Annotated in this window: 29 protein-coding genes and 2 riboswitches; of the genes, 27 read left to right on the top strand and 2 right to left on the bottom strand. The window is 40.7% G+C overall.

The features are described 5' to 3' along the window. The first annotated feature begins 21 nt into the window (after positions 1-21). The 5 genes from F542_RS06750 to rlmC all read left to right on the top strand — a co-directional run bounded on the left by F542_RS06750 (position 22) and on the right by rlmC (position 6,012). A complete protein-coding gene (locus tag F542_RS06750) occupies positions 22-1,212 on the top strand; it encodes a BaiN/RdsA family NAD(P)/FAD-dependent oxidoreductase (protein ID WP_025267155.1) in 1,191 nt (396 codons plus the stop codon). A gap of 88 nt (positions 1,213-1,300) precedes the next feature. Next, positions 1,301-2,974: a DNA repair protein RecN gene (recN, locus tag F542_RS06745; protein ID WP_025267154.1), complete on the top strand. Its 1,674-nt coding sequence runs from the start codon at positions 1,301-1,303 to the stop codon at positions 2,972-2,974. 95 nt (positions 2,975-3,069) lie between these two features. Next, positions 3,070-3,741, top strand: a complete 672-nt coding sequence (gene mutH, locus F542_RS06740) for a DNA mismatch repair endonuclease MutH (RefSeq protein ID WP_025267153.1) — start codon at positions 3,070-3,072, stop codon at positions 3,739-3,741. A gap of 65 nt (positions 3,742-3,806) precedes the next feature. Continuing rightward, complete coding sequence (gene nagZ, locus F542_RS06735) at positions 3,807-4,844, top strand: beta-N-acetylhexosaminidase (RefSeq protein WP_025267152.1); 1,038 nt, start codon at positions 3,807-3,809, stop codon at positions 4,842-4,844. After that, complete coding sequence (gene rlmC, locus F542_RS06730) at positions 4,837-6,012, top strand: 23S rRNA (uracil(747)-C(5))-methyltransferase RlmC (protein WP_025267151.1); 1,176 nt, start codon at positions 4,837-4,839, stop codon at positions 6,010-6,012. The genes nagZ and rlmC overlap by 8 nt, the downstream gene beginning before the upstream one ends. A 63-nt stretch (positions 6,013-6,075) precedes the next feature. Here rlmC and F542_RS06725 read toward each other — a convergent pair whose 3' ends face one another. After that, entirely contained in the window at positions 6,076-7,443 is a 1,368-nt protein-coding gene (locus F542_RS06725) for an alanine/glycine:cation symporter family protein (RefSeq protein ID WP_015432254.1), read from the bottom strand. Between the two features lie 103 nt (positions 7,444-7,546). Beyond that, positions 7,547-7,664: riboswitch (glycine riboswitch) on the bottom strand. A 2-nt stretch (positions 7,665-7,666) separates the two neighbouring features. Continuing rightward, positions 7,667-7,752, bottom strand: a riboswitch (glycine riboswitch). Between the two features lie 155 nt (positions 7,753-7,907). Between F542_RS06725 and hemC the strand changes: the two genes are divergently transcribed. From hemC to F542_RS06640, 18 genes are all read left to right on the top strand, one after another. After that, complete coding sequence (gene hemC, locus F542_RS06720) at positions 7,908-8,831, top strand: hydroxymethylbilane synthase (protein ID WP_015432256.1); 924 nt, start codon at positions 7,908-7,910, stop codon at positions 8,829-8,831. A gap of 5 nt (positions 8,832-8,836) precedes the next feature. Continuing rightward, a complete protein-coding gene (locus tag F542_RS06715) occupies positions 8,837-9,595 on the top strand; it encodes a uroporphyrinogen-III synthase (protein WP_015432257.1) in 759 nt (252 codons plus the stop codon). An 18-nt stretch (positions 9,596-9,613) separates the two neighbouring features. After that, the gene (locus F542_RS06710) at positions 9,614-11,008 is read left to right on the top strand and encodes a uroporphyrinogen-III C-methyltransferase (protein ID WP_015432258.1); all 1,395 of its coding nucleotides are present in this window, start codon (positions 9,614-9,616) and stop codon (positions 11,006-11,008) included. 13 nt (positions 11,009-11,021) lie between these two features. Next, positions 11,022-12,287, top strand: a complete 1,266-nt coding sequence (locus F542_RS06705; RefSeq protein WP_038445773.1) for a heme biosynthesis protein HemY — start codon at positions 11,022-11,024, stop codon at positions 12,285-12,287. Positions 12,288-12,666: 379 nt separating this feature from the next. Then, entirely contained in the window at positions 12,667-14,217 is a 1,551-nt protein-coding gene (locus F542_RS06700) for a cytochrome ubiquinol oxidase subunit I (RefSeq protein ID WP_015432260.1), read from the top strand. A 12-nt stretch (positions 14,218-14,229) separates the two neighbouring features. After that, on the top strand, positions 14,230-15,366 hold the full coding sequence (gene cydB / locus F542_RS06695; RefSeq protein WP_015432261.1) for a cytochrome d ubiquinol oxidase subunit II: 1,137 nt from the start codon (positions 14,230-14,232) through the stop codon (positions 15,364-15,366). Between the two features lie 11 nt (positions 15,367-15,377). After that, a complete protein-coding gene (locus tag F542_RS10910; protein ID WP_081601334.1) occupies positions 15,378-15,476 on the top strand; it encodes a cytochrome bd oxidase small subunit, CydX/CbdX family in 99 nt (32 codons plus the stop codon). 13 nt (positions 15,477-15,489) lie between these two features. Further along, the gene (gene ybgE, locus F542_RS06690; RefSeq protein WP_025267150.1) at positions 15,490-15,777 is read left to right on the top strand and encodes a cyd operon protein YbgE; all 288 of its coding nucleotides are present in this window, start codon (positions 15,490-15,492) and stop codon (positions 15,775-15,777) included. A 141-nt stretch (positions 15,778-15,918) separates the two neighbouring features. After that, complete coding sequence (gene ybgC, locus F542_RS06685) at positions 15,919-16,308, top strand: tol-pal system-associated acyl-CoA thioesterase (protein ID WP_015432263.1); 390 nt, start codon at positions 15,919-15,921, stop codon at positions 16,306-16,308. A gap of 33 nt (positions 16,309-16,341) precedes the next feature. Then, positions 16,342-17,022 (top strand): protein TolQ, encoded by a 681-nt coding sequence (gene tolQ, locus F542_RS06680; protein ID WP_015432264.1) that lies wholly within the window; start codon positions 16,342-16,344, stop codon positions 17,020-17,022. Positions 17,023-17,082: 60 nt separating this feature from the next. Next, positions 17,083-17,523, top strand: a complete 441-nt coding sequence (gene tolR / locus F542_RS06675; RefSeq protein WP_015432265.1) for a colicin uptake protein TolR — start codon at positions 17,083-17,085, stop codon at positions 17,521-17,523. 17 nt (positions 17,524-17,540) lie between these two features. Beyond that, entirely contained in the window at positions 17,541-18,809 is a 1,269-nt protein-coding gene (tolA, locus tag F542_RS06670) for a cell envelope integrity protein TolA (protein WP_025267149.1), read from the top strand. An 18-nt stretch (positions 18,810-18,827) separates the two neighbouring features. Next, positions 18,828-20,114, top strand: coding sequence for a Tol-Pal system beta propeller repeat protein TolB (gene tolB, locus F542_RS06665; RefSeq protein ID WP_025267148.1), 1,287 nt, complete (start codon positions 18,828-18,830; stop codon positions 20,112-20,114). 21 nt (positions 20,115-20,135) lie between these two features. After that, complete coding sequence (gene pal / locus F542_RS06660; RefSeq protein ID WP_015432268.1) at positions 20,136-20,615, top strand: peptidoglycan-associated lipoprotein Pal; 480 nt, start codon at positions 20,136-20,138, stop codon at positions 20,613-20,615. A 125-nt stretch (positions 20,616-20,740) separates the two neighbouring features. Beyond that, positions 20,741-21,586, top strand: coding sequence for a co-chaperone DjlA (djlA, locus tag F542_RS06655; RefSeq protein ID WP_015432269.1), 846 nt, complete (start codon positions 20,741-20,743; stop codon positions 21,584-21,586). A 13-nt stretch (positions 21,587-21,599) separates the two neighbouring features. Next, entirely contained in the window at positions 21,600-22,568 is a 969-nt protein-coding gene (dusC, locus tag F542_RS06650) for a tRNA dihydrouridine(16) synthase DusC (RefSeq protein WP_015432270.1), read from the top strand. Position 22,569: 1 nt separating this feature from the next. After that, positions 22,570-23,010 carry a nucleotidyltransferase substrate binding protein gene (locus F542_RS06645; protein ID WP_015432271.1) on the top strand — a complete coding sequence of 147 codons (441 nt, stop codon included), beginning with the start codon at positions 22,570-22,572 and terminating at the stop codon, positions 23,008-23,010. After that, on the top strand, positions 22,991-23,290 hold the full coding sequence (locus F542_RS06640) for a nucleotidyltransferase family protein (RefSeq protein WP_015432272.1): 300 nt from the start codon (positions 22,991-22,993) through the stop codon (positions 23,288-23,290). Before F542_RS06645 ends, F542_RS06640 begins: the two co-directional genes overlap by 20 nt. 141 nt (positions 23,291-23,431) lie before the next feature. On the opposite strand, the gene F542_RS11215 is transcribed toward F542_RS06640, so the two are convergent. Beyond that, positions 23,432-23,563: an SEL1-like repeat protein gene (locus F542_RS11215; RefSeq protein ID WP_081601351.1), complete on the bottom strand. Its 132-nt coding sequence runs from the start codon at positions 23,561-23,563 to the stop codon at positions 23,432-23,434. Between the two features lie 242 nt (positions 23,564-23,805). On the opposite strand from F542_RS11215, the gene F542_RS06630 reads away from it, so the two are divergent. The 4 genes from F542_RS06630 to F542_RS06615 all read left to right on the top strand — a co-directional run bounded on the left by F542_RS06630 (position 23,806) and on the right by F542_RS06615 (position 26,789). Further along, entirely contained in the window at positions 23,806-24,840 is a 1,035-nt protein-coding gene (locus F542_RS06630; protein ID WP_015432273.1) for a YcjF family protein, read from the top strand. 77 nt (positions 24,841-24,917) lie between these two features. Further along, positions 24,918-25,514 (top strand): LemA family protein, encoded by a 597-nt coding sequence (locus tag F542_RS06625; protein WP_015432274.1) that lies wholly within the window; start codon positions 24,918-24,920, stop codon positions 25,512-25,514. Positions 25,515-25,563: 49 nt separating this feature from the next. Next, positions 25,564-26,013: a TPM domain-containing protein gene (locus F542_RS06620; protein WP_015432275.1), complete on the top strand. Its 450-nt coding sequence runs from the start codon at positions 25,564-25,566 to the stop codon at positions 26,011-26,013. Beyond that, the gene (locus tag F542_RS06615) at positions 26,010-26,789 is read left to right on the top strand and encodes a TPM domain-containing protein (protein WP_015432276.1); all 780 of its coding nucleotides are present in this window, start codon (positions 26,010-26,012) and stop codon (positions 26,787-26,789) included. Before F542_RS06620 ends, F542_RS06615 begins: the two co-directional genes overlap by 4 nt. The last annotated feature ends 21 nt before the right edge of the window (positions 26,790-26,810 follow it).

The raw sequence follows: 26,810 nt of genomic DNA, 5'->3' as shown, positions 1-26,810 counted from the left end.
AATTTTATCGAAAGGAACAATATGAAACAATACGATGCAGTGGTTATCGGAGCAGGGGCAGCAGGCTTATTTTGTGCAGCCCAACTCGGGCAGGGCGGTAAATCAGTACTAGTGTTGGATAATGGCAAAAAGATCGGTCGTAAAATTTTGATGTCGGGTGGAGGTTTTTGTAATTTTACTAATCTAGAGGTAGGTTCTAATCATTATTTGAGCCAAAACCGCCATTTTGTAAAATCAGCACTCTCTCGTTATACCAACTGGGATTTTATTTCGCTGGTGGTCAGTTATGGCATTACCTATCACGAAAAAGAACTTGGCCAGCTATTTTGTGATGAAGGTGCGCAACAGATTGTTGAGATGCTAGAGGCGGAATGTGAAAAAGGTGGCGTAGAGATTTTATTGCGCCAAGCGGTTGGAAATATCCAAAAAAATGCAAAATTTTTTGAAATTCAAACCGCTTGTGAGCAATTTCAAACGGAGAATCTTGTTATTGCCACAGGCGGGCTTTCAATGCCGGCATTAGGTGCAAGCCCTTTTGGTTATAAAATTGCCGAACAATTTGGTATCTCGGTTATCCCGCCAAGAGCCAGTCTAGTGCCTTTTACGTGGAAAGAGAGTGATAAAGTATTTTCGAATTTATCAGGGGTTTCCTTACCTATTACAGCCAGTACTAGGCACAAAAGTTTTAGTAACCAGATGCTCTTTACTCACCGAGGGCTTTCAGGGCCTGCCATTTTGCAGATTTCCAATTATTGGGAAATGGGAGATATGGTTGAAATAGATCTATTACCGAATGAAAATATTATTGATATTTTGCAAGAACTTCGTCAATCTTCGCCGAAATTACAGCTAAAAACAGTCTTGTCACGCTATTTACCGAAAAAATTAGTGGAATTGTGGTTAGCGCAAAAAATGCTAAACGATCAAGTAATCGCACAGCTTTCTAATGCCGATCTGCAATACCTTGAGCAATTAATTCATCGCTGGCAATTTTTACCAAATGGTACAGAAGGCTATCGTACTGCAGAAGTAACGAAAGGAGGTGTAGATACGGATTTTATTTCATCAAAAACGATGGAAGCAAAAAATGTACAAGGGCTTTATTTCATTGGTGAAGTGCTTGATGTCACCGGTTGGCTTGGTGGGTATAATTTTCAATGGGCATGGTCGTCAGCATTTGCTTGTGCTGAAGGGATTTTAAACAAGCGCTAGAAAATAATAAAAATTTTGCAAAAGTGCTTTACTGGATAATAAAACAGTTATACTATATGTTTAATCAGTGTTTTATTATCCAGTTTTTATGCTTACTCAACTTACTATCAATAATTTTGCGATTGTTCGCCATCTTATCCTTGAGCTCAATGAAGGAATGTCGGTGATTACCGGTGAAACTGGTGCAGGGAAATCTATTGCAATTGATGCACTCGGCTTATGTCTTGGTTACCGTTCAGAAAGTTCAATGATTCGTAACGGTGCAGACAAAGCGGATATCACGGCTACTTTCTCGATGCAGCCAACTAGCCCCGCTTATCTCTGGCTAGCTGAGCATGAATTGCTTGATGAAGATAATCCATCTGAATGTATTTTACGGCGTATGATTAATCTTGAAGGACGTTCAAAAGCTTTTGTGAATAATCGCCCAATTCCTGCTTCACAATTAAGAGAACTTGGACAATATTTGATTCACCTGAATGGTCAGCATGCCCCCCAACTCTTACTTAAAAGTGAATATCAGCTAGAAGTATTGGATAATTATGCAGATATCCATACCTTGCTTACTCAAATGGCAGAACAATATCACGTGTGGAAAAAGCTAAACAAGCAGGTTAAAAATTTTCATCAACAATGCAAAGAGAATGAAGCGCGTAAACAGCTATTGCAATATCAGGTTGATGAATTGGATGAGTTTGCGATTAAAGCAGGCGAGTTTGAACAGCTAGAAGAAGACCAAAGTCGATTAGCAAATTCAGAACAGCTAACGGCATTATCGCAATCTGTGATTGGCAGTTTGAGCGATAATGATTTGAATATTGATTCCATGCTTTATCGTACCATTCGAGAGTTAGAAGAGCTGGTTGAGCTAGATACAAGTTATCAATCTGCATTAGATATGCTCAATGATGCACTTATTCAAATACAGGAAGCAAGTTCGGAAATTGCACAAATTGCAACAAATATTGAGCAAGATCCTGAATTGTTGAATGAGCTAGATGAGCGGATTAGCACAACAATGCAACTGGCACGTAAGCATCATGTTCAGCCACAGGAATTATGGAAACAGCATAAAACGCTGAAAGTTGAGCTACAACAACTACTTGATTTTGAAGGAAACGAAGAGCAACTGATCTTAGATGAAAAAGCAGCTCACCAACGTTGTGTTGAACTTGCAGATGATATTTATCAAAAACGCCAAGCGGCGGGGCAAAAACTTGCGAAAAAAGTCACAGAGCAAATTAAGCAACTGGCGATGGAAAACGGAGAATTTTTTATTGATATTCAGCATAATCTAGAAAAACTTTCGCCAAATGGCGCAGATTGTGTGGAATTTAACCTACGCAGTAATTTGGGGCAAAGCGCACAGCCGCTGGCAAAAATTGCATCGGGTGGTGAGCTTTCTCGAATCTCACTTGCCGTGCAAGTTTTAACTGCAAACAAGCTTTCTACTCCAACTATTATTTTTGATGAAGTGGATGTTGGCATTAGTGGACCAACAGCAACAGTGGTTGGACAATTGCTGCGTCAGCTGGGTAAAAAGTGCCAAGTACTTTGTGTAACGCACTTACCGCAAGTTGCCAGCCATGGCCACCATCATTTTAATGTCCAGAAATTTGTAGAAAATAACCAAACTGAAACACAAATGACACTCCTTACAGAGGTTGAACGCGTGAATGCACTAGCGCGTTTGCTTGGTGGCAGTTGTATTACTGATGCTGTATTGGCTAATGCTCAAGAGATGTTGGCGCTAGCAAAGTAGTATCGGTCAAGTTTTGAATGGCTTTCCTCTTCTCGCGTTTGGCGCAGAGAGAGCAAGCGGGTAAAATAACAGAAAATTTTGCAAAAGGAATCTTTATGAAACTTGCGACTTTTTCTGCTTCAGAACAAGAATTACTTGAAAAGGCTCAATGGCTAGCGGGATTTAGCCTTGGTGAAATTGCCTCCTTACTAAATATACCCGTACCACCAGATTTAAAGCGAGATAAGGGCTGGGTGGGGATGCTGATTGAGACTGCATTAGGAGCAAGAGCTGGAAGCAAACCAGAGCAAGATTTTGCTCATCTAGGGATTGAGCTTAAAACAATTCCTGTGAATCAACAAGGGTTTCCTCTTGAGACAACTTTTGTCAGCCTTGCCCCTTTAACGGATAATCATGGCATACTCTGGCAAACCTCACATGTGCGTCATAAATTGCAAAAAGTGCTTTGGCTCCCAGTGCAAGGTGAGAGAGAAATTCCATTGGCAGAACGCCGAATAGGTCAGCCAATTCTATGGTCACCAAGTCCTGAGCAAGAGTGGCAGCTACAACGCGACTGGGAAGAGCTAATGGAGCTGATTGTGCTTGGTAAGCTGAATGAAATTAATGCTAAGTTGGGGGAGGTGATGCAGCTGCGCCCTAAAGGGCAGAATAGCAAAGCACGAGCGGGGGCATTTAATGCACAAGGTGAAAAAATTCGCTCATTGCCATTAGGATTTTACTTACGTAAGGAATTCACGGCACAAATTTTGCGTGATTTTCTACGATAGGCGACTTGAGTAGTGATTTCGTTGTAGAATAACGCCCTTCCTAATTTTTTACCGATGAGCAAATAATGTTATTAATTGATATAGCAGGACAAGAATTAACCCAAGAAGAGCAAGAAATTTTAGCACATCCGCTAGTTTCCGGCTTAATTTTATTTACACGTAATTTTTATGATAGAGAACAAATTCAAGCATTGATTAAATCTCTCCGTCAGCGGGTAAAAAAGCCATTACTTGTGACTGTAGATCAAGAGGGGGGAAGAGTACAGCGTTTTCGTGAAGGGTTTACCAAATTACCTGCAATGCAATCATTTCAGACAATATATGCCGAACCAATTCAACAGCAAAAAGTGGCGAAGGAAGCCGGTTGGTTAATGGCTGCGGAAATGTTTGCATTAGATATTGACCTGAGTTTTGCCCCTGTGCTTGATCTTGGACATGACTGTAAAGCAATTGGTGATCGTTCTTTCGGCTCAGATCTACATAGGGTTTTACCAGTAGCTGAAAGCTTTATTGATGGCATGTTAGAAATAGGAATGGCGACCACTGGCAAGCATTTTCCTGGACATGGGCATGTTTTAGCAGATTCCCATCTTGAAACGCCATTTGATGATCGCTCGAAAGAGACGATTTTTAGCTATGATATTCAGCCGTTTAAACAGCTTATCAGTAAAAATAAACTCTCAGCAGTTATGCCTGCCCATGTTGTTTATACTCAATGTGATAGCCAGCCCGCGAGTGGTTCGGCATATTGGCTGAAAGACGTTTTACGCCAGCAGCTTAATTTTAATGGTGTGATTTTCTCAGATGATCTTGGTATGAAAGGAGCGGGCTTTATGGGCAATTTTGTAGAGCGTAGTGAGAAAGCTTTACAGGCAGGCTGCGACTTATTGTTACTTTGTAATGAACCGAAAGGGGTTGTGCAAGTACTTGATGGCTTAAAGTATCAACCAACAGCAGAACAACAAGCGCGTCATTTAAGTTTGATGAAGCGTAAACAATTTTCTTGGCACGAATTAACCGCAACAACACGTTGGCGTGAAGCAACCCAATCGTTGGCAAAACTGCAAGATGATTGGTTGGAGTGGAAAGCACAGCATGCTTAATTTTTTGCGTTGCCACCATTTTGATCGAAAAGATTGTCAATCTTGTCAGTGGTTGGATAAAAGTTATCCCGCGCAAATCAATGACAAAGTTGCAGATCTCAAGCGCTTGATTTCGCCTTTTATTTTGCAAAAAACACAGGTTTTTCCACCGCTTGTTTCATCAGCCTCTGCTTTTCGTAATAAAGCTAAAATGGTGGTATCAGGAAGTGTAGAGAGACCTCTTTTAGGGATCTTACGAGAACAGACTGCTCCATCTAGTGCAGTGGATTTAACCGATTGCCCTTTATATCCAAGCGAATTTGTCGCACTTTTTCCTGTCTTGAAAGATTTTATCGCGAGAGCAGGGCTGGTGCCGTATAACGTAGCGAAGAAAAAAGGGGAGCTTAAGTATATTTTACTTACCCAAAGTCAGCTAGATAAAGCGGTTATGATCCGTTTTGTGTTGCGTAGTGAATTGAAATTGCCATTGATTGAGCGAGAGTTTGCTGACTTTTGGGCAAAACTGCCGATGAATTCTGTTGTTAGCGTAAATATTCAGCCACAACACGCAGCGATTTTGGAAGGTGAGAAAGAGATTTTTTTAACAGAGAGACGAGTATTAGCGGAGAATTTTAACGGTATTCCACTTTTTATTCGCCCGCAGGGTTTTTTCCAAACAAACCCAATGGTGGCGAGTGAGTTATATCGAACTGCTCAAAATTGGGTTGCGCAGTTACCAATACAACGTTTATGGGATCTTTTTTGTGGCGTCGGTGGTTTTGGCTTACATTGTGCGGCCAGTTTGCAACAGAAAAATCCTGAGGTTGCATTAACTGGCATTGAGATTTCTGCTTCAGCAATTGCCAGTGCTACTCAATCAGCTGAACAATTAGGGTTGAAAAATGTACAGTTTGCTAGCTTGGATTCTGCAAATTTTGCCTTAAATAAACAAGGGGAGCATCCTGATTTAATCATTGTTAATCCGCCTCGCCGGGGGATTGGTAAATCCTTAGCGGACTATCTGAATCAGCTTGCTGCGCCTTATTTGATTTATTCCAGCTGTAATGCTCAAACGATGGCAAAAGACTTTGCTAGTTTAACCAACTATCAGCTGGAAAAAGTACAATTATTTGATATGTTTCCGCACACCTCGCATTATGAAGTTTTAACTTTCTTAACACTTAAATAAGCAAGCGGTGCAATTTGGCAGAAAAAATGCAAATTTGCATCGCTTGTTTTTTAGTCACTTAAACTATTCAATTAAGCCTTTTTTCAAGCGTTCAAAATAGCTTCTGGTTTCATCCAACACGACATGACGTAATGCGACTAAAGCAATTAAGTTTGGGAATGCCATTAAACCATTCACGATGTCAGCGAGAGTCCAGATAGTATTGAGCTGAATAAAAGGTGCTGAGGCAATTAACGCAATAAAGGCTAAGCGATAGAATTTAATCCCTTTGGTGCGCCCGCCTGTTAAATAGACAAAACAGCGCTCTCCATAGTAGCACCAGCCTAAAATCGTCGTGAAAGCAAAGAAAATTAAGCCTACACTGACAATAATTGAGCCGATATTGCTGAATAGCCCTTGATTGAATGCGAGATTAGTAATGGCTGCGCCTTGGGCAGACCCTTGCCATGCTCCGGTGAGTACAATGACTAGGCCGGTCATCGTACACACAATGATAGTATCTAAGAAAGTACCGGTCATGGAAATCAGCCCCTGACGCACGGGTTCTTTAGTGTGGGCGGCTGCGGCTGCAATAGGTGCAGAACCTAAGCCAGATTCGTTAGAGAAGATCCCACGTGCGACACCTGACTGAATTGCCTGCATCACTGTAAAACCGATAGCTCCTCCAAATGCCGCGCTAGGATTAAAAGCTGATTCCACGATAAAGGCGATAGTAGCTGGTAATTTTTCGGCATTCAGTACCAAAATTAAAATGGACGCGCCGACATAAGCGAGCGCCATAAATGGCACAATCACTGTAGCTATTTTTGAGATGCGTTTGACCCCACCTAAGATGATTGCTGCTACCGCAACAGTAAGAATGGTTGCTGTCAGGCTAATCGGGAGGCTAAAAGTATCTTGTAATGCCGTTGTAATTCCGTTTACTTGCGGAAATGTTCCAATACCAAAGAGTGCCACAAGTACACCAAAGAAAGCGAATAATTTAGCAAGCCATTTCCATTTTTGCCCCATTCCCATTTCAATATAGTACATCGGGCCACCTGCAATATAGCCATCTTTATCTTTGCCGCGGAATTTAATAGCAAGCAAGCATTCGGCATATTTTGTTGTCATGCCAAATAGAGCTATTAACCACATCCAGAATAGCGCACCAGGGCCACCAGTTTGAATTGCGGTGGCAACACCGACAATATTTCCTGTACCGATGGTTGCGGCAAGTGCGGTTGCAAGTGCGCCGAAAGCCGAAATATCACCTTGTTGCTCATTGCCTTTTTCTTTTTTGAAAATGTAGCTAAATGCGCGAGGTAGTTGGAAGAGTTGGAGTAATTTAAGTTTGAAAGTGAAATAGATACCTACACCTGAAATAAGTATCAGAAGTGGAGCACCCCAAACAATATTGTTGATAGTATTAAGAATAGTGTCGATTGACATTGTTGGTTCCTCGTAAAACTGCTTACAAGGAAAGAAAAGACGAAAGACAAGCGGGTATTTTGCAAAAAATCCGCAAAATTAACCGCTTAAGATAAGCTTTTCTCCCCTGTCCTTTTGCCTGAGCGTTTCACATTGCCTAAACAGCTAACGCTTGCGCCTTCGGCGTCCATTTTCCTATTTACCCATTGGGGTAACAATGACGGATTGGATCTCTCCAAGGGTTCGTCCAATAGCTGTCCTCGCCATCGCACCTGAAAGAGTTTACCTCGTCGGTGTGGGGTCAATCCCCCGCTCTCCAGCTATCTTCATCCGAACTGTAGGAATAGGATTCTAATACTTTTGTTTTGGCTGTCAATGAGAAATGTGAGCTTATCGACAAAATTATTTGCTCGCTATGCAGATCTTTTGGCAGAACTAGCAAAAAGTGATAGCATAACCACGTTACATTTAATGTAGAGAAAATAATGAAAGAAACACTTCGAATTGCAACTCGCCAAAGCCCGCTTGCATTATGGCAGGCGAATTTTGTGAAACAGGCTTTGGAACAACGCTTTCCTGAATTATCGGTGGAGCTGGTTACGATGGTGACCAAAGGCGATATTATCCTTGATACCCCCTTAGCTAAAATTGGCGGCAAAGGTCTCTTTGTTAAAGAATTAGAACTCGCATTGTTAGAAAATCGGGCCGATCTTGCGGTGCATTCTATGAAAGATGTGCCGATGGAGTTTCCTGAAGGTTTAGGTTTAGCTGTGATTTGCCAGCGAGAAGATCCACGCGATGCTTTCGTCTCTAATCAATATGCAAGTTTAAATGCGCTGCCTAAGGGGGCTGTTGTTGGAACTTCTAGCTTACGCCGTCAATGTCAGCTCATGGCTCGTTATCCACATTTAACAGTAAAATCATTGCGTGGTAATGTTGGTACTCGTTTAAGTAAATTAGACAATGGCGAGTATGATGCAATTATTCTTGCCTCTGCAGGGTTAATCCGCTTGGGATTGCAAGAACGTATTCGTTGTTTTATTGAGGTTGAGGATTCTTTGCCTGCCAGTGGGCAAGGTGCAGTAGGGATTGAAACACGTGTTAATGATGAGCGGGTGTTAAAATATATTAATAGCTTAAATCACCCAGAAACGGCTTATTGCGTGAAAGCCGAACGTGCTATGAATGCGCGTTTGCAGGGTGGTTGTCAAGTTCCTATTGGCGCTTATGCGACACTGCATGGCGACACAATTGCGATGAATGCATTGGTAGGGGCTTTAGATGGTTCGCAAATTATTCGAGCATCTGGCGCAGCTTCTGTGTCGCAGGCAGAATTGCTGGGCGTTAAAATAGCGGAGCAACTCTTAGCGCAAGGGGCTGATAAAATTCTTGCCGAAGTGTATGCTTAATTAATATGAATGTATTAGTTACTCGCCCTGATGAACGAGGGCAACAGCTGGTTAATATGTTAGCAGAACGGCAAATTTTTGCGATTCATCAGCCTATTTTGCGTATTGAGGCTGGGAATGCGTTGCCACAGCTGCCTTCTGTTCTTGCGCGTTTAAATGCGGGTGATTATGTCTTTGCCGTTTCTAAAAATGCGGTAGATTTTGCGGTAAAAGCATTAAAAGAAACGGGTTTTAGATGGCGAAGTGATTTAACTTATTTAGCGGTAGGGCAGGGGACTGCAAATTATTTCTGTAGTCAAGCAGAGTTGTCGGTTCGCTATCCAATTGAGAGCGAAAATAGCGAAGGTTTACTCAATTTAGCCGGTATGCAGAATCTTGCGGATAAGCAAGTAGTGATTTTACGTGCGAATACGGGACGAGAGTATTTTAGTGAGCAGGTTCAGCTACGAGGGGCAAAGGTAGAAACGGTTGAATGCTATCGTCGTTTATTGTGGGCAGAGGATTTGCCTGAAAAAATGAGCTTGGCAAAACGTTCTGGTATTGACACTTTAGTTATCACTAGTGGTGAGATTTTATCAACACTATTTACGCAAACGTTAGAGACCGATCGAGACTGGTTATTGGCATCTCGTTTAATTGTGGTTGGACGTAGAGTGGCGAATTTAGCAATAAAATTAGGTTGGCAAAGTGATTTAATTACGATTTCAGAAAAAGCAGACAACTACAGCTTGCTGGAATCGGTGTTGCAAGGTATGAAATCTTAAAGGAAAGAGGTGCTGTAAATGAGCAAACAAAATAGAAAGCCTAAAACGGTTGAAAACGTGGATACTCATGCGGTTGAGTCAGTTGAAGTCGAAACAGTTGTTACAGAAACAGCTGAAGTGGGGCAAGCGGTAGAAAAAACAGAAGATTTTGCAAAAAAATCAGTGAAAGAGACCGCTTCTGCGAGGGATAAAGCAGAGAAAGAGGATGAGAGTATGACAGATAAAGCACCTAAACAAGAAAAGGCAAGATCTGGTGGCACAGGTATTGCCTTATTAGCGTTATTAGTTGCTCTTGGAGTAGGCGGCGCAGGTTATTTCTTAGGAAACCAAAAATTTGTTGAGCTTGATGGGCAAATTAAAACATTAGGCCAAAAAGTTGCGCAAATGCCCCAAACCGTGATGCAATCGCCGGAAATTGAGATACCAAGTTTTGAGGCAGAAAAAACACAAATTGCCCAATTGGCACATGCGTATCAGCAAGCAAATAGCCGAGTTGAGCAATTAGAGAAAGAACAAAATGCATATACACAGCAGATTAATGCATTACAGCAACAAGTTCAGCGTTTAGGTGCAAATCCTGTGGCTGAACCTACAGCATGGTTGTTCTCTGATGCGGATTTTTTACTCAATAATGCGCTACGCAAAATGGCGCTAGACAATGATATTGATACCGCAAGAAGTCTATTGATTGAGGCGGATAATGTTCTGAGCCAAGTTTCAGATCCAAAAGCATTAGCAATTCGTAATGCAATTAAAACAGATCTTAATACTTTAGATAGCGTGAATGAAATCGATCAGAATACACTGATGCAGCGTTTGGCGAGATTGGCAAATTTAGTCGATAACCTGCCAATGGCAGATAGTGGCGAGAGCGAAAAAGCAGATAATGGGGAAGTGAGTGATTCTATAGATGATTGGCAGAAAAATATTGAGAAAAGTGCAGATTCATTCTTAAGCCATTTTATCCGCATTAATGATAAAGGTCGCGTAGTAAACGACAAGGCATTTATTGCACCTAATCAGGAAATTTATCTGCGTGAAAATATTCGTTTACGCCTACAAATCGCTATTCTGGCAGTACCGCGCCAGCAAAATGAGCTATACAAACAATCCTTGGAAGCCGTATCTACTTGGGTCAGAAGCTATTTTGATTTGCAAAATGCAGATGTGCAGACATTCTTAAAAGAGCTAGATAGCGTGGGAGAGCAGTCAATTTATGTTGATGCGCCACATAAATTGCAAAGCCTAGAATTGCTAGAGAGAAATTTGAATAAAGCATCTAAGCCAATTGTTAAGGTACAGTTGGATGAGACAAAAGCTTTAGAACAGCTAAAGGCCGAAGACGCTCAAATGCCTGTAGAACCAAGAGTTGACGCGGCGGAGCCTACACTAGCACCAGCAACAGAACAATAAGGAGGATAGTATTATGTTTCGAGTTCTCTTTTTAATGTTGCTTGTATTAGCAGGTTTAATTGCAGGTCCTTATATTGCTGGGCACCAAGGCTATGTGCGGATTGAAACCGACACTAAAGTTATTGAAATGAGCTTGGTAATGTTGGTTGTTTTCTTTGCATTAGCAATGGCTATTGTTTACTTAGTTGAATGGATTATTAGTCGATTTTTACGTTTAAGCCGTGATTCTTATCACTGGTTTGGTAATCGTAAACGTAAGAAAGCACAAAAGCAGACCCTTGAAGGTTTAATGAAAATGACCGAAGGGAATTATTCTAAGGCAGAGAAATTAATCAGCAAGAATGCGAAACATTCTGAAGAGCCAGTATTGAACTTTATTAAGGCAGCAGAAGCCGCACAGTTGCAAGGTGATGCTTTTTCAGCGAATCAGTATTTAATGGAAGCTGCAAAATTAGCCGGCCCTAATTCTGTTGCTGTTGAATTGGCTCGTACGCGTTTGTTGTTACAACAAGAAAAATTGCCAGCAGCACGCAGCGCTGTAGATAGCTTATTGGAGTTAGCACCAAATAATGTTGATGCGCAACGACTAGCGATTGAGATCTATCAGAAATCAAAAGCGTATAAAGCATTAGATGCTATTTTGGAAACCATTGGACAACGTAGTTTCTTAGAGGCTGAGGAATATGAAGCATTAGTACGAGAAGCTGATGATGGCCTACTGGATGAAATTCTTAATGAGGAAGGGCAAGAAGGCTTACTGAAATGGTGGGAAGAGCAACCAAGCCGTCGCCGTCGTTCAATTTATACTCGCTCTGCGGTGATTAAGCGTTTGATCGATAGTGATGATCATGATTCTGCCGGTGAGATTGCCTTGGAAACCTTGAAGAAATTTGAGGACGAGCAATTAGATTTGTTCTTTGTCCAATTGACACGTTTACAAGTAGATCAAGAGAGTAAACTCGTTAAACTGTTAGCTAAACGGGCTGAAAAAGCGCGAGAAAATTACTCGGACGATTATGCGCGAGCATTGGGATATATTTACACTCGAGATGGCTTATTTGATAAAGCAAAACCTTACTTTGTTCAATTGCTTGAACATCATGAATGTGAAGCCAATGATCGTATTATGGCATTATATGTTGCGGAGCAAACTCACGATTTAGAATTGGTTGCGCGTTTAAAAGCAGAGAATTTGAAATCCGTGAATGTTGAAGCAATTGAGCAACAAGATATTTCATCAGAAATACTCGCATTACCAGAGCAGATTGCGCAGAAATAGCAAATATTTTGCTAAGTACATTTAGTGTTAAGTAAGCCCCTCCTTCTCGGAGGGGTTTTTACTTTTCGCAAGCGGTCAATTTTGGATTTAATTTTACAAATTAAATAAATCGTACTCAGAATATACATTCTCGTACTATTTTAGCTATTTGATTTATATCAAAACGATGTTAGTAAGATTGCTAAATTTTATTAAATTAAATTTAAAAATCTTGTTAATAATATTCTTTTACTATTTTTTCTTTGTGTATTTATGAGTAAAATATGCAACCGACTATAAGTGTAATTTTTTTCAATAAAATAGACACTTATCGGTTTTTGGGGTGGTTGCAAATTGTTTGTAACCGTTTAATCAGGCTTGAAATATAAAGAGGTTTGAGATGTTGGACGTTGTTGAACTCTCGCGCTTGCAGTTTGCTTTAACTGCACTCTACCACTTCTTATTTGTACCGCTTACATTAGGTCTTTCTTTCGTGCTTGTCGTGATGGAAACACTTTATGTAACCACAGGTAAAGAAGTGTATAAAGATATGACCAAGTTCTGGGGTAAATTATTTGGTATTAACTTTGCCCTAGGTGTGACAACCGGTATCACAATGGAGTTCCAATTTGGTACTAACTGGTCTTATTATTCTCACTATGTTGGTGATATCTTTGGTGCTCCATTAGCCATTGAAGGCTTAATGGCGTTCTTCCTAGAATCAACCTTCATTGGTCTTTTCTTCTTTGGTTGGGATCGCTTGTCAAAAGCTAAACACTTATTTACAACATATATGGTTGCTTTTGGTTCTAACTTTTCAGCAATGTGGATCTTGGTTGCTAATGGTTGGATGCAATTCCCTACAGCAGCAGAGTTTAACTTCGAAACAATGCGAATGGAATTAGTGAGCTTTATGGATTTATGGTTAAATCCTGTTGCGCAAACTAAATTTGTTCATACTGTCAGTGCCGGTTATGTTTGCGGTGCTATCTTCGTTTTAAGCATTAGCGCTTACTATATTTTAAAAGGTCGTGATTTACCGTTTGCGCGTCGTTCATTTTCTGTGGGGGCAAGCTTTGGTCTATTAGCGATTATTGCAGTGGTGTTAGCTGGTGATGAAGCTGGTTATGAAATCGGTCAAACTCAGCCAATGAAATTAGCTGCAATGGAGGGTGAATTTGACACACACCCAGCGCCAGCAGCATGGAATGCATTTGTGATTCCGAATACAAAAGAAATGCGTCATGAAATGGCAATTGCTGTACCTTACGCGGCAGGTATCATTGCAACTCGTTCTTTGGATAAGGAAATTAAAGGCGTTAAAGACATTCGTAATGAGAACGTACAACGTGTTCGTAATGGTATGGTTGCTTATGCATTGCTTGAAAAATTACGTACAGGCAGCTATACAGAAGAAGAAAAAGCGGCATTTAAATTAGTACAAAAAGATTTAGCTTTTGGTTTATTACTCAAACAATATGCACCTAATGTAATTGATGCAACAGAAGAGCAAATCCAAAAAGCAGCTGATGCAACTGTACCTAATGTAGGGCCAACTTTCTGGGCATTCCGTATTATGTTAGCAGCTGGTGGCTTGATGCTATTATTAATTGCAACAGCATTTGTTAAAAATATGCGTAATACTGTGGCAAAACATCCAATGTTCTTGCGCGTGATGTTATGGGCTATCCCACTACCATGGATTGCAATTGAAAGTGGTTGGTTCTTGGCAGAATATGGGCGTCAGCCATGGGCAATCTATGAAATGTTGCCAACGGGCGTCGCAAACTCTGCATTAACAACGGGTGAACTATGGTTATCTATTGGTTTACTCTGTGGTTTATACACCTTATTCCTAATTGTAGAAATGTATTTAATGTTTAAATATGGCAAACTTGGCCCAAGTGCATTAAAAACAGGTCGTTATCACTTTGAGCAATCTGCGAAATAATAGGAGTTAGAAATGTTAGATTATGAAATTCTACGCTTTATTTGGTGGGTGCTAATTGCTGTTCTACTCATTGGTTTTGCGATTACTGATGGCTTTGATATGGGCGTATTAACCCTGTTACCAATTGCGGGTAAGAGTAATGTTGAGCGCCGTATTATGATTAACTCAGTAGCACCTCACTGGGATGGTAACCAAGTATGGTTATTAACCGCAGGTGGTGCAATTTTTGCTGCATGGCCTACAGTCTATGCGACTTCATTCTCAGGTTTCTACATCGCGATGATTTTAGTGCTTGCTGCGCTATTCTTCCGTCCAGTAGGCTTTGAGTATCGTGCAAAAATTGATGATCAAAGATGGCGTAGTGCTTGGGATTGGGGCTTATTTGTTGGTGGATTTGTTCCATCACTCATTTTCGGTGTTGCATTTGGTAACTTATTGCAAGGTGTACCATTTGAATTTAACAATATCAACCAAGTTCAATACACAGGTTCATTCTTTGGCTTGCTAAATCCATTTGCATTACTTTGTGGTGTCGTGAGCTTAATGATGCTAACTACCCAAGGCGCAACCTGGTTACAAATGAAAACTACAGGTGAATTACGCAATCGCGTTCGTGGTATTGCACAAATTACCGCAGCTGTCACGGTGGTTGCATTTTTAGCTGCTGGCGCATGGTTATATTTCAAAGATGGTTTTGTGATTACTAGTCAGCTAGACCACAATGCGCCGTCATTGCTAACTAACAAATCAGTTGAGTTGGAAAGTGCGGCGTGGTTTAAAAACTATGCAGAAATGCCGATTCTTTGGATCGTTCCTGCGTTAGTTGTGATCGGTGGATTATTAACTGTTGCTAGTTCAAAAGCTAACCGTTCTGGTTTTGCATTCTTCTCATCATCAATCACTATTGTTGGTGTTATTTTAACCGCTGCAGTATCGATGTTCCCATTCATTATGCCTTCTATTTCTCATCCAGAAATGAGCTTAACTGTATGGGATGCAACTGCAAGCCAGAATACTCTCACCGTGATGTTAATTGTAGCATTGATTTTCGTACCATTAGTGCTCTCTTATACGGTTTGGTCATACTTCAAAATGTTCGGTCGTTTAGATTCGAAATTTATTGAAGATAACAAAGCAAGCTTATACTAAGGAGAAACACAATGCTTTATGTTAGTTGGTTTTTAGGTATCTTACTTGCTGTGTTATTCGCAACTGTGGTTACGATCAGCATTGAGAAAACAGGTAAGTTTGACGAGTAATTGAGAAGGAAAAATGATTCATTCTCTTTATAATATGACAAGAAAGGGCTGGCTAAAGGCCCTTTCTTTTATCCTAGCTTCAGCAATGTTTGTGATGATCTTGTTGAAATCATCGCTTTTTGCTCACTATTTTGGTGAAGTGTCTCCGCTGTTGGTAATTATCGTTTTCTATGCAATGGCGATACTCTGGATTCATGGTAGTGGTTTTGAAATAAAAGCAACCTTATGGAGAGTAATTTTCCTTCCTGTTGTGGGTTATTTCATCCTAATTCCTTGTCTTTCCTATCTTATTTGGCTTTAGTCAAGTCTTATTTTACAAGCCCTGATTATTTTTGTATTTTGAATTGAAAAGGGCTTGCATAAGCAATTATCTCTCTCTAAAATGATGAACCTCAGCGCCTAGTTTTTGGGCGTTTTTCTTTTGCATTCAAACAGGGTACGTATGAAATTTCCTATTCGCGTTTATTATGAAGATACAGATGCCGGTGGTGTTGTTTATCATGCGCGCTATCTGCATTTTTTTGAACGGGCAAGAACAGAGTTTTTGCGAGAAAAAGGTTTTTCACAGCAGCAATTGTTAGCAGAAAATTTGGCTTTTGTTGTTAAAAAAATGGAAATAGATTATAAAATCCCAGCTAAACTTGATGATTTTCTGGTAGTTGAAAGCCAAATTTTGGAACTAAAAGGTGCGAAAATAGTCTTTTCGCAGCGCCTTTGGCGAGAAGATGTATGTTTAAGTGAAGCAACAGTCGTCGTTGCAAGTGTTGATTTAGCAAAAATGAAAGCAGTGGCAATACCTAGTGAAATAAAACAGGTATTACAAGCGGTCTAATTTATTCAAAAATTTACCCATTTGGAGTTTTTAATGGCAACTGAATTTAATTTAGTTTCATTGTTTATGGAAGCGAGTATTGTAGTAAAACTCGTGATTTTAGTTTTAATTACATTCTCAGTGCTTTCTTGGGCGGTGATTATTCAACGCAGTCGAGTATTGAACCGTGCGAAAAAAGAATCGGAAACTTTTGAAGATCGTTTTTGGTCTGGTGAAGATCTTCATCGCTTACACGAAGGGTTAGAGAATCGTCGTGATGGGTTAAATGGCTCTGAGCAAATTTTCTATGTCGGCTTTAAGGAATTTAACCGTTTACAACAAGCAAATCCAGATTCGCCTGAAGCTATTATTCAAGGATCAAGTCGCGCGATGAATTTAGCTTTAAATCGTGAAATGGAGCAAGCTGAAAATTATATTCCGTTTTTAGGCACGGTTGGCTCAATTAGCCCATATATTGGTTTGTTTGGTACGGTTTGGGGTATTATGCATTCATTTATGGGGTTAAGTGCGGTTAAACAAGCCACATTACAATCCGTTGCACCAGGTATTGCAGAAGCGCTCATTGCAACGGCAATAGGTTTATTTGCAGCAATTCCTGCGGTAATGGCATACAACCGTTTAAACTTGAAAGTAAATAAATTAGAGCAAAACTATGTGAATTTTATTGATGAATTTACAACGATTTTGCATCGTCAGGCATTCGCAAAAAAGTAATTTTGTAAAAAACAAGGGGGAATAAACCGCTTGTTATAAAGGTTTGAGAAAGAGGAAAGTATGTCTGATCGTCGTCGTAAACGCAATGACATTAAATCAGAGATCAACATTGTTCCATTTTTGGATGTGTTATTGGTGTTATTACTGATTTTTATGGCCACAGCACCAATTATTAGTCAAAGCGTAGAAGTTGAATTGCCAGAAGATCGTCACAGTCAATCGGTGTCAAATGAAGATAAAACACCTGTAATTTTAGAGATTGCAGGGGTTGGCTTATATAAGTTAAAAATTGAAGGTAATTATGCCCAGAGTAATGGGGCAGAAAATATCAGTGATGATGAAGTGGTTGCTTATGCCGCGGATGCCTTTCAAAAAGATAACAATACGTTATTTTTGGTTGCAGGTGGTAAAGATGTACCTTATGAAGAGGTGATGAAAGGTATTTCATTATTAAAAGATGCGGGCATTAAATCTGTTGGTTTAATGACTGAAGGCAAATAAAGATTCAAGGATAGCGTGTGAAATATCAAAATGATCGGTTAGAACTAGCAGTTATTGTTTCGATCTTATTGCACTTGGTATTGATCGGCTTACTATTTTTAGGTTCATTGTTTACTAAAATAGTATTACCTGCTGCTGGTGGTAGCGGTGGTGATAGCGATGCATTTGATGCGGTAATGGTTGATACAGGACAAGTTGCGGCAGAATATGGGCGTTTGAAAGCAGAGAAGCAAGGAACTAAAGAGAAAGCTGAACCTGTTAGAGAAGAACCGAAAAAAGAAGTTATTGTTGAAGCACCGGTTGACGAGTCTCAGACAGAATCTGTTAATAATGTTGTTGAAGCTGCTCAACAGCAAGAACAAGAGCGTGCTTTGCGATTTGCTCAGCAACAAGAGGCAGAAGAGCTACGTAAACAAGAGTTAGCAAAACGCGAAAAACAACGTCAAGAGCAACTAAAATTAGAGCAAGAAAAGAAACAGCAAGCAGAAGAGGCTGCACGTAAAAAAGCAGCAGAGGCGGCTCGTTTAAAGGCAGAAGCAGAAGCAAAACGTCTAGAAGCTGCAGCCAAACTGGCTGAGGAAGAGCGTAAAGCAAAAGCGGCTCAAGAGCGGGCTGCTAGAGAGAAAGTAGCCAAAGAGCAAGCTGAAAAAGCAGCGGCTGAAGCAAAGGCTAAAGCAGAGAAAGAGGCGAAGGAAAAAGCTGAGAAGGAAGCAAAGGCTAAAGCAGAAAAAGAAGCAAAATTAAAAGCAGAGAAAGAAGCGAAAGTCAAAGCAGAAAAAGAAGCGAAAGAAAAAGCCGAAAAAGAGGCAAAAGCGAAAGCTGCTGCAGAGGCTAAAGCAAAAGCAGCGGCAGAAGCTAAAGCAAAAGCGGAACAAGCGAAGAAAAATAAAGCATTGGATGATTTCTTAAGTGGTGGCGATATTGGCGGTGGCTCAAGTAAAGGGGGCAACCGTAATAATGCAGGTTCTGCGGGAGCTGGAGGCACAACTGGACAAGGTTCAGGAACAAATGCTGATGGCGCAGCTTATGCTCAGCGGATTAAGAAATTAATTCAGTCTAAATATCGTGTTGATCCAAGTTTTGCGGGAAAAAGTTGTGATGTTAAGATCTTCCTAGAGCGCGACGGCACAATTAAAAATTATCAGGTTGGTCGAGGAAATAAAGAGGTCTGTGATGCCGCAGTCAGTGCGATTGTCGCAACTCGTAAAGTTCCACCAGCACCCACTGATGCGATTTATAACCAATTTAAATCGCCAACATTGGATTTTAGTTTAAAAATTAAATAGCCTATTTTGAGGTAAGTTATGAAGTTATTATCCCGTATGGCGGGCTTGATTAGTGTAGTGGCTGCGTTGTTTACGGCTACAGCCAAAGCTGAATCAGATGTGCGTATCAGCATTGATTCAGGGGTTAGCATGGCACAGCCAATAGCAGTTGTTCCTTTTAAAACTGTAGGGGGAGTACCTGCGGATGTAGCGCAAATTATCTCTGATGATTTGCGAAATTCTGGCAAATTTACACCGCTTGATCGTAGTCGTTTACCGGCACAACCCGGTTCTGCGGCAGAAGTGAATGCCGAGCAATGGACGAATATTGGAATCGATAATATTGTCGTAGGACAGGTTTCAGCAGGGGGGAATGGCTATAACATTGCTTACCAATTGATTGATACTTTAGGTACTAGCGGAAACGCTGGTAATGTTATCGCCCAAGGCTCATTTACAGTATCGGCGGCTCAAATTCGTTTAGGTGCGCATACTGTGAGTGATCAGGTATTTGAGGCATTAACACAAATTCGAGGTGCATTCAGAACAAAAATTGCTTATGTGGTGCAACGTGGTACGAACGCTTATGAAATTCGGGTTTCGGATTATGATGGTTTTAATGCTTTCACCGTGGTAAATAGCAAAGAGCCTTTGATGTCGCCAGAATGGTCGCCAGATGGTTCAAAACTAGCCTATGTTACCTTTGAAAATAAGCGTCCACAAGTTGTAGTACATGATTTACGTTCTGGTGCACGTAAAGTTGTGGGGGCATTGAAAGGGCATAATGGCGCGCCGTCATTCTCGCCAGATGGTTCTCGTATTGCCTTTGCTTCGAATCAAGATGGCTTATTAAATATCTATGTAACGGGGGTAAATGGCGGGACTCCTCGTCAATTAACCAGTAATGCAGGTAATAATACCGAGCCAAGTTGGTCACCAGATGGGGGATCAATTTTCTTCACTTCCGACCGTGCGGGAACGCCACAAGTTTACCGTATGAGCTCTGCCGGCGGCGGTGCAAGCCTAATTGGAGGTAATGGTAGCGGTAAAATGTCCGCAGATGGCAAGAATTTAATCATGGTTGCAGGCGATAAAATCGTGAAAAAAGATCTCGCTTCAGGTAGCACAGAAGTTCTGAGTTCTACTTTCTTAGACGAAAGTCCGAGTATTTCACCAAATGGTACCATGGTTATTTATAGCTCTACCAAAGGTGTGAGCAAAGTGCTACAATTGGTGTCCGCAGATGGCCGTTTCAAAGCTAATTTGCCGGGAGCAGGTGGGCAGTATAAATTCCCTGCTTGGTCACCTTATCTGAGTAAACAATAATTTTCTTTTGGAGAATAAAAAATGAAAAAACTTGCTAAAGTTTTAATGATTGCGGCACCAGCTTTTGTATTAGCAGCGTGCAGCAGCTCAAAAAACGATGACAGCGCAACTGTAAATGCTAACGCAGCAGGTGCAGATGTAAGCGGCCAAACTTTTGGTGGCTTATCTGTTCAGGATTTACAAACTCGTTACAACACCGTATATTTCGGTTTTGACCGTTACGACATCGAAGGAGAATACCGCAACTTATTAGACGCTCACGCTGCGTACTTAAATGCTGCTAAAGGTAGCGTAACTGTTGCTGGTCATGCTGATGAGCGTGGTACCCCTGAGTACAATATCGCATTAGGTCAACGTCGTGCAGACGCAGTGAAAAACTACTTAGCAAACCAAGGTGCAGCTAATGTATCTACTGTTTCTTACGGTGAAGAAAAACCAGCTGTATTAGGTCACACTGAAGCTGATTACGCGAAAAACCGTCGCGCAGTATTAGAATACTAATTCTAAATTGCAAAGTTTCTGTAAAAGCTCCGAGAAATCGGAGCTTTTCTTTTTTCTATGATTCATTATTTTTTTAGAATTTTCAGCTAGAATAACGTATTTATCATTAGATGTAAGGAAAGAAGATGCAATACATTGGGAAATTTCTAGGGTTCTTTCTGGGGTATTACTATACCCGCAGTTTTTTTGGTGGTTTAGTTGGCTTATTCCTTGGTCATTTTGCTGATAAAAAACTTTATGAAATGGGTAGCGTTTCATCAAGTGTCTTTGGCAAAGCTTTGACTCGTCAGTCGTTGTTTATGCAAACCACTTTCGCAGTATTAGGGCATATGGCAAAATCGAAGGGGCGAGTTACCGAAGACGATATTCATCTGGCTCGTCAACTGATGGCAAGGATGAAATTAGATCATGTTCATCAGCAACTAGCTCAACAGGCATTTACTCAGGGTAAAGAGAGTAATTTTCCTCTTCGTCAAGTGCTAAAAGAGTTTCGTGAAGCTTGTGGGCAGCGAGCTGATTTAATGCGCTTTTTTGTGGAAGTACAAATGCAAGCGGCATTGCAAGATGGTGTGCTTGATCAGAATGAGCAGCGAATTTTATATACTATCGCAGAAGGTCTAGGTATTTCTCGCCTGCAATTTGAGCAGATGATGGCAATGATGGCTGCGGCTCAGCGCTTTCGTTCTGGATACTATCAGCAAGAAGGGTATCAGCAAGGGCAGTATCAAGGTAATCAGAGTTATTCTCCATCAGCACCAAGTTTGGAAGATGCTTATAAAGTGCTTGGTGTCTCGGCAGGCGATGAGCAAAATACGGTAAAACGGGCTTATCGTAAGTTAATGAATGAACATCACCCAGATAAGCTGGTGGCAAAAGGCTTACCACCTGAAATGATGGAAGTTGCAAAAGAGAAGGCCCAGCAAATTCAAGCTGCCTATGATTTAATTTGTAAAGCGAAAGGTTGGAAATAAGCGGTCGTTTTTTATGGAAAACTTGCAAAATATAAGGGTTATTCTTGCGCCAATGCAAGGAGTTCTTGATCCTTTTGTTCGCCGTTTGTTAAGTTCAGTGAATGATTATGATCTCTGTATTTCTGAGTTTGTACGGGTCGTCGATCAAAAGTTGCCAAAGAAAACCTTTTATCGTCTTTGCCCAGAGCTTTATCATAATGGTTATACGGAATCAGGGAGTCCTGTGCGGGTACAGCTTCTTGGGCAGCACCCAGAGCCTCTTGCTGAAAATGCTCAATTGGCAATTGAACTTGGCTCGCATGGGGTAGATCTGAATTGTGGTTGCCCATCGAAAACTGTTAATGGCAGTAATGGTGGTGCTTCATTACTTAAAGATCCTGAGCTAATTTATCAAGCAACCAAGGCGATACGTGCAGCTGTACCAAAAGAGCAAGTAGTGTCTGTGAAAGTACGTTTAGGCTGGGATAGTGCGGAACAGTGCTTTGAAATCGCTGATGCAGTGCAACAAGGCGGTGCAAATGAGATTACTGTGCACGGTAGAACCAAAATGGATGGTTACCGAGCAGAGCGAATTAATTGGCAAAAAATTGCTGAAATTCGGGAAAGATTAACGATTCCTGTAATCGCCAACGGTGAGATTTGGGGTTTTGAATCTGCAAAAAAATGTTTAAAAATCACCGCTTGTTCTGCCTTGATGATTGGCCGCGGAGCATTGAATGTGCCTAATTTAAGCCAAGTAATAAAGTTTAATCAGCCGAAAATGGCATGGGAAAATGTATTACAGCTTCTTTACCGCTATGTGCAAATGGAAAACAAAGCGGATACAGGCTTTTATCATGTTGCTCGTATAAAACAGTGGTTACGTTATCTTGATAAAGAATATCCGCAAGCTATTGAATTATTTGAGATTTTAAAAACCGAACACGGTTATGATGGCTTGAAAAAGCATATTGAAAAAGCGGTGGATTTAGAAAGGAAATAAAATGGAAAAATTAGAATTACAACCCTTACGAGATGCGTTCACATCACTCACTGAAACCCTTGTAGAATTGGAAGACATTGCTTGGTTTAACCAACAAAAACCCGTAATTCAAGACACCTTAATCGCAGGTGCTATCCAAAAATTTGAATTTGTGTATGAACTTAGCCTTAAAATGATGACTCGCCAGCTAAAATTGATGGCAATTTCTGATGAGAATGCTGAGTTAAACGATTTTCGTGATGTTTTGCGAGAAGCGGTTAAAAAAGGCTTAATTGAAGATATTGATGATTGGATTGGTTATCGCAAAATGCGGAATATCACTTCCCATACTTATGATTATGAAAAAGCGATGGCGGTTTATAATCAGATTTCCGCATTTATGCAACGCAGCGGTTTTTTATTACAACAATTGGAAAAATACAATGCCACAATTACAGATTAGTGAGCAAGAATTAAAAATTGTGCAAGATATTTTGACAGAACATTTACCAAATACGCCTGTTTGGGCTTTCGGCTCTCGGGTAAAAGGCAATAATGGACGTTATTCTGATCTTGATCTTGCTTTAATGACCGAAACCCCTCTGGACTTTGTGCAACTCGCCAAAATTGAACAAGCATTTTCCGATTCCGATTTAGTTTGGAAAGTGGATCTATTAGATTGGGCTGCGACAAGCGAGAGTTTCAAAAAAATCGTAGCGGAAAATTATGTCGTGATTCAATAGTTTTCAACGTAGGGACACGGTGTATTGTGTCCGTAATGTTAATCATTTGATAATGTTGGAAAATCTACTGCTTGTTGATGGCAAATAAAAAGTCCACGTTTAGAAACGTGGACTATCGGGATTTTTATTAACCTTAGAAAATTAACGAATACCTTGCTTATTGAGTTCTGCATCGCCCTCACAGCCACCTGGATAGTCATTATCACAAGCATACCCATAGAATTCTTTTGCTTTGTATACATCTCTTCGTACACCTTTTCCATTGTCATATATTCTGCCTAGAGTGAATTGTGCTTTTGCATACCCTTGCTCAGCAGCTTTTTTGAACCAGTAAACGGTTTGTTTGTCGTTTTCGGCTAAGACAGTATACTGCCTGTCCTATAAAGGACTGCTAAATCCTTTGCTCGATCTAGGCTTTCCTACTACATATTATTTCGCCACCAAAAACCGTCTGTTTTGTGATCGCCTTTTTCGTCTTATAATAACGCCGACTTTTCCTTATTTGAGAGAACCTTATGGAAAAACGAATTTTTGACGAACAGCCTTTGGATACAGCTCAACCTTTTCAGGCAAAAAAAGAGTTTGAGCAAGATGTGGTTGTACTTGATGAACCGCAAGAAGTGGAAGCCGAGCTGATTGCAGAAAACAGTTTGCGTCCGCCCCGTTTTTGGCTACGAGTCTTTTTAGGTTGCTTGGCGTTACTCAGTGTGGCGGTGTTTGCTCAATCTATTCAATGGCTGATTGATACTTGGCAGGCAAAGCAATGGATTTATTTTGCGTTTGCTATCGGTTTTTTGGGAATCAGTTTAGCGGGAGTTGGGGCATTAATAAATGAATGGCGTAAGCTCGTGAAGCTCAGAAAGCACCACTACCAACAGCAGCAAAGTGAACAGTTGTTATTAGACAATCAAGCAAGCGGTGAAAAAGCGGTAAAATTTTGCAAAGACATTTTAGCTAATATGCAAAACCAGCAAGCCATGTTGGGCGCACAGCGTTGGCAAGCTCAGCTTGATGAGGCGTACAATAGTCAAGAGGTGTTGTATCTATTTGGAGAAAATGTGCTCATGCCTATTGATAAACAAGTTAAACAACTGATTAGTAAGCATGCTGCGGAAAATGCGGTGATTGTTGCAATCAGTCCATTAGCGATTGCAGATGTACTGATGGTTGCATGGCGAAATATTGCATTAGTAAATAAAATCACGCGTGCTTATGGCATGGAGTTAGGCTATTTTAGCCGTTTAAAACTGTTTAAATTGGTGCTAACGAATATGGTTTTTGCAGGCACAACAGAAATCGCGACAGAGCTTGGTTCGGAATTTTTCGCACAAAATCTTACCGCAAAACTTTCGATGCGAGCTGCACAAGGAATTGGGGTTGGGCTTCTGACTGCTCGTTTAGGGATTAAAGCCATGGAGTTTTGCCGTCCAATTGTGTTTAAAAATGGGGAACGACCGAGGCTTTCTATGGTCAGACAGGAGCTATTGAGCGTAGTAAAAAATGTGATTTTCACAAAATCGGCTGAAAAATCAGGTGAGAAAGCACATTAATCGCTTATAATAGGCATCTAGCCGTTATGGACATCGGTCTATAATGAATTTTTCGTTTAATTTTTTAAGGATAAACCATGAAAAAGTGGCTCATTATTATTTTAGTAGCAATTATTGGCTGTGCGGTGTTATTTGGTAGCACGATTTCAAATAGTTACAATAACTTAGTGAAAGCAGAAGAGGATATTAATTCGGTATGGGCGAATGTCGAATCTTCTTATCAACGCCGCGCAGATCTTATTCCAAACTTAGTGAATACAGTAAAAGGTCAAGCAAATTTTGAGAAAGAGACGCTGACGAACGTTATTGAAGCACGTGCAAAAGCAACCCAGACTAAAATTGATCCGAGCAATGCGACCGAAGAGCAAATGGCACAGTTCCAACAAGCTCAACAGGGTTTAAATTCGGCTCTGTCTCGTTTATTAGTGAGTGTGGAGAAATATCCAGAATTAAAAGCTCATGAAGGCTTTTTAAATTTACAAGCACAAATTGAAGGCACGGAAAATCGTATTAACGTTGAGCGTAACAATTTCAACGCTGCGGTAAAAGAGTACAATAAACAAGTACGCCAATTCCCAACTAAATTAGCTGCATGGATTTTTGGCTTTAAAGCAAAACCACAATTTAAAGCCGAAGCCGGTTCAGAAAAAGCGCCAGTAGTTAGCTTTGACTAGGATTTACTTCCCCCGTAAGGGGGAATTTTTTATCGCAAGGAAAGTAAAGATGAAATTTCTCTCGGTTTTCCAGCGCAAATTGCCTGTCGATACGCAACAAATCGAGCAGGCAATTTCGCATTTGGAGCAGCAAACTTCGGCAGAATTGCGTGTGGTTGTTGAGCGTAAAGCGAAAAAAGGTCAGTCAGCTATTGCGCGGGCAGAACAACTATTTGCTGAATTAGAAATGCAAAATACGGTGCAACGCAATGCAGTGTTAATTTATCTTTCATTTAAGCCGCATTATGTGGCGGTAGTTGGAGATAAGGGTATTCATGCGAAAGTAGGTGATGATTTTTGGCAATCGGTTTACGCGATGATGAAACTTTTGTGCCGACAAGGGGATTATACTCAGGCTATTTGTCAGGGCATTCTGCAAGTAGAACAACAACTAGCAAGACATTTTCCCGTTCAATCGAATGATGTCAATGAACTGCCGAATGAGGTGATCATAAAATGATGAAACACGTTTATAAAAGCCTCTTAGCATTAGGATTGCTATTATTTAGTTTAGCAAGTGTTGCGGTAAATTATCCTGCTCCTCCAAACCCTTTTCGCTATGTAGTGGATTACACCAAGACCTTAAATGCTCAAGAGTGGCAAACACTTGAAAATGCTTTAATTGAGTATGGTAATAAAACAAGTTCACAGATTGAGGTGGTGATTGTACCAACGACAGGTGGTGAAGATATTTCTAATTATACGTTCAATTTAGGCAATAAGTGGGGGATAGGGCGAAAAGGCGAAAAGAATGGCATATTATTCTTAATTGCTAAGAATGATCATAAAGTGTTTATTGCAACGGGATATGGCTTAGAAGGGGCTTTACCCGATGCCATTATATCATCAATTATTCGTCATGATATTTTGCCCTATTTTAGGCAAGAACAATATGCCCAAGGCATTGCAAAAGGGCTATCTTCGATTATCGCCGCAACCCAAGGTGAATATGCTGCTTTAGCGGTTGAAGAGAACGATGATGATTCAGAAATGGATTTTATGTTCTTTTTACTTTTTGGCTTAATTATTGCGTTAATTTTCTTCCCACGAGGGGGAAATGTTTATATTAGCCCACAAGCGGCTGATCGTATTATTCGTACTACTTCAACCATTCATCGCAATGGTGGATTTGGTGGAGGAAGTTTTGGAAGTGGACGTTCGGGGCGTTCTGGTGGCGGTTACGGCGGTTTTGGTGGTGGTAGCTTCGGTGGTGGAGGCGCTGGCGGAAGTTGGTAATTTTGCCGATTTTTAGTGGAA

This window comes from Bibersteinia trehalosi USDA-ARS-USMARC-188, from assembly GCF_000521725.1.
Taxonomy (GTDB): domain Bacteria; phylum Pseudomonadota; class Gammaproteobacteria; order Enterobacterales; family Pasteurellaceae; genus Bibersteinia; species Bibersteinia trehalosi.
The sequence above is the reverse complement of the archived record's forward strand: the minus strand, read 5'-3'. Positions and strand labels throughout refer to the sequence as shown.

What these genes read in the sequence shown, in the direction of transcription:
- F542_RS06750 (WP_025267155.1), top strand. Translation starts at nt 22, where the DNA reads ATGAAACAATACGATGCAGTGGTTATCGGAGCAGGGGCAGCAGGCTTA.
- recN (WP_025267154.1), top strand. Translation starts at nt 1,301, where the DNA reads ATGCTTACTCAACTTACTATCAATAATTTTGCGATTGTTCGCCATCTT.
- mutH (WP_025267153.1), top strand. Translation starts at nt 3,070, where the DNA reads ATGAAACTTGCGACTTTTTCTGCTTCAGAACAAGAATTACTTGAAAAG.
- nagZ (WP_025267152.1), top strand. Translation starts at nt 3,807, where the DNA reads ATGTTATTAATTGATATAGCAGGACAAGAATTAACCCAAGAAGAGCAA.
- rlmC (WP_025267151.1), top strand. Translation starts at nt 4,837, where the DNA reads ATGCTTAATTTTTTGCGTTGCCACCATTTTGATCGAAAAGATTGTCAA.
- F542_RS06725 (WP_015432254.1), bottom strand. Translation starts at nt 7,443, where the DNA reads ATGTCAATCGACACTATTCTTAATACTATCAACAATATTGTTTGGGGT.
- hemC (WP_015432256.1), top strand. Translation starts at nt 7,908, where the DNA reads ATGAAAGAAACACTTCGAATTGCAACTCGCCAAAGCCCGCTTGCATTA.
- F542_RS06715 (WP_015432257.1), top strand. Translation starts at nt 8,837, where the DNA reads ATGAATGTATTAGTTACTCGCCCTGATGAACGAGGGCAACAGCTGGTT.
- F542_RS06710 (WP_015432258.1), top strand. Translation starts at nt 9,614, where the DNA reads ATGAGCAAACAAAATAGAAAGCCTAAAACGGTTGAAAACGTGGATACT.
- F542_RS06705 (WP_038445773.1), top strand. Translation starts at nt 11,022, where the DNA reads ATGTTTCGAGTTCTCTTTTTAATGTTGCTTGTATTAGCAGGTTTAATT.
- F542_RS06700 (WP_015432260.1), top strand. Translation starts at nt 12,667, where the DNA reads ATGTTGGACGTTGTTGAACTCTCGCGCTTGCAGTTTGCTTTAACTGCA.
- cydB (WP_015432261.1), top strand. Translation starts at nt 14,230, where the DNA reads ATGTTAGATTATGAAATTCTACGCTTTATTTGGTGGGTGCTAATTGCT.
- F542_RS10910 (WP_081601334.1), top strand. Translation starts at nt 15,378, where the DNA reads ATGCTTTATGTTAGTTGGTTTTTAGGTATCTTACTTGCTGTGTTATTC.
- ybgE (WP_025267150.1), top strand. Translation starts at nt 15,490, where the DNA reads ATGATTCATTCTCTTTATAATATGACAAGAAAGGGCTGGCTAAAGGCC.
- ybgC (WP_015432263.1), top strand. Translation starts at nt 15,919, where the DNA reads ATGAAATTTCCTATTCGCGTTTATTATGAAGATACAGATGCCGGTGGT.
- tolQ (WP_015432264.1), top strand. Translation starts at nt 16,342, where the DNA reads ATGGCAACTGAATTTAATTTAGTTTCATTGTTTATGGAAGCGAGTATT.
- tolR (WP_015432265.1), top strand. Translation starts at nt 17,083, where the DNA reads ATGTCTGATCGTCGTCGTAAACGCAATGACATTAAATCAGAGATCAAC.
- tolB (WP_025267148.1), top strand. Translation starts at nt 18,828, where the DNA reads ATGAAGTTATTATCCCGTATGGCGGGCTTGATTAGTGTAGTGGCTGCG.
- pal (WP_015432268.1), top strand. Translation starts at nt 20,136, where the DNA reads ATGAAAAAACTTGCTAAAGTTTTAATGATTGCGGCACCAGCTTTTGTA.
- djlA (WP_015432269.1), top strand. Translation starts at nt 20,741, where the DNA reads ATGCAATACATTGGGAAATTTCTAGGGTTCTTTCTGGGGTATTACTAT.
- dusC (WP_015432270.1), top strand. Translation starts at nt 21,600, where the DNA reads ATGGAAAACTTGCAAAATATAAGGGTTATTCTTGCGCCAATGCAAGGA.
- F542_RS06645 (WP_015432271.1), top strand. Translation starts at nt 22,570, where the DNA reads ATGGAAAAATTAGAATTACAACCCTTACGAGATGCGTTCACATCACTC.
- F542_RS06640 (WP_015432272.1), top strand. Translation starts at nt 22,991, where the DNA reads ATGCCACAATTACAGATTAGTGAGCAAGAATTAAAAATTGTGCAAGAT.
- F542_RS06630 (WP_015432273.1), top strand. Translation starts at nt 23,806, where the DNA reads ATGGAAAAACGAATTTTTGACGAACAGCCTTTGGATACAGCTCAACCT.
- F542_RS06625 (WP_015432274.1), top strand. Translation starts at nt 24,918, where the DNA reads ATGAAAAAGTGGCTCATTATTATTTTAGTAGCAATTATTGGCTGTGCG.
- F542_RS06620 (WP_015432275.1), top strand. Translation starts at nt 25,564, where the DNA reads ATGAAATTTCTCTCGGTTTTCCAGCGCAAATTGCCTGTCGATACGCAA.
- F542_RS06615 (WP_015432276.1), top strand. Translation starts at nt 26,010, where the DNA reads ATGATGAAACACGTTTATAAAAGCCTCTTAGCATTAGGATTGCTATTA.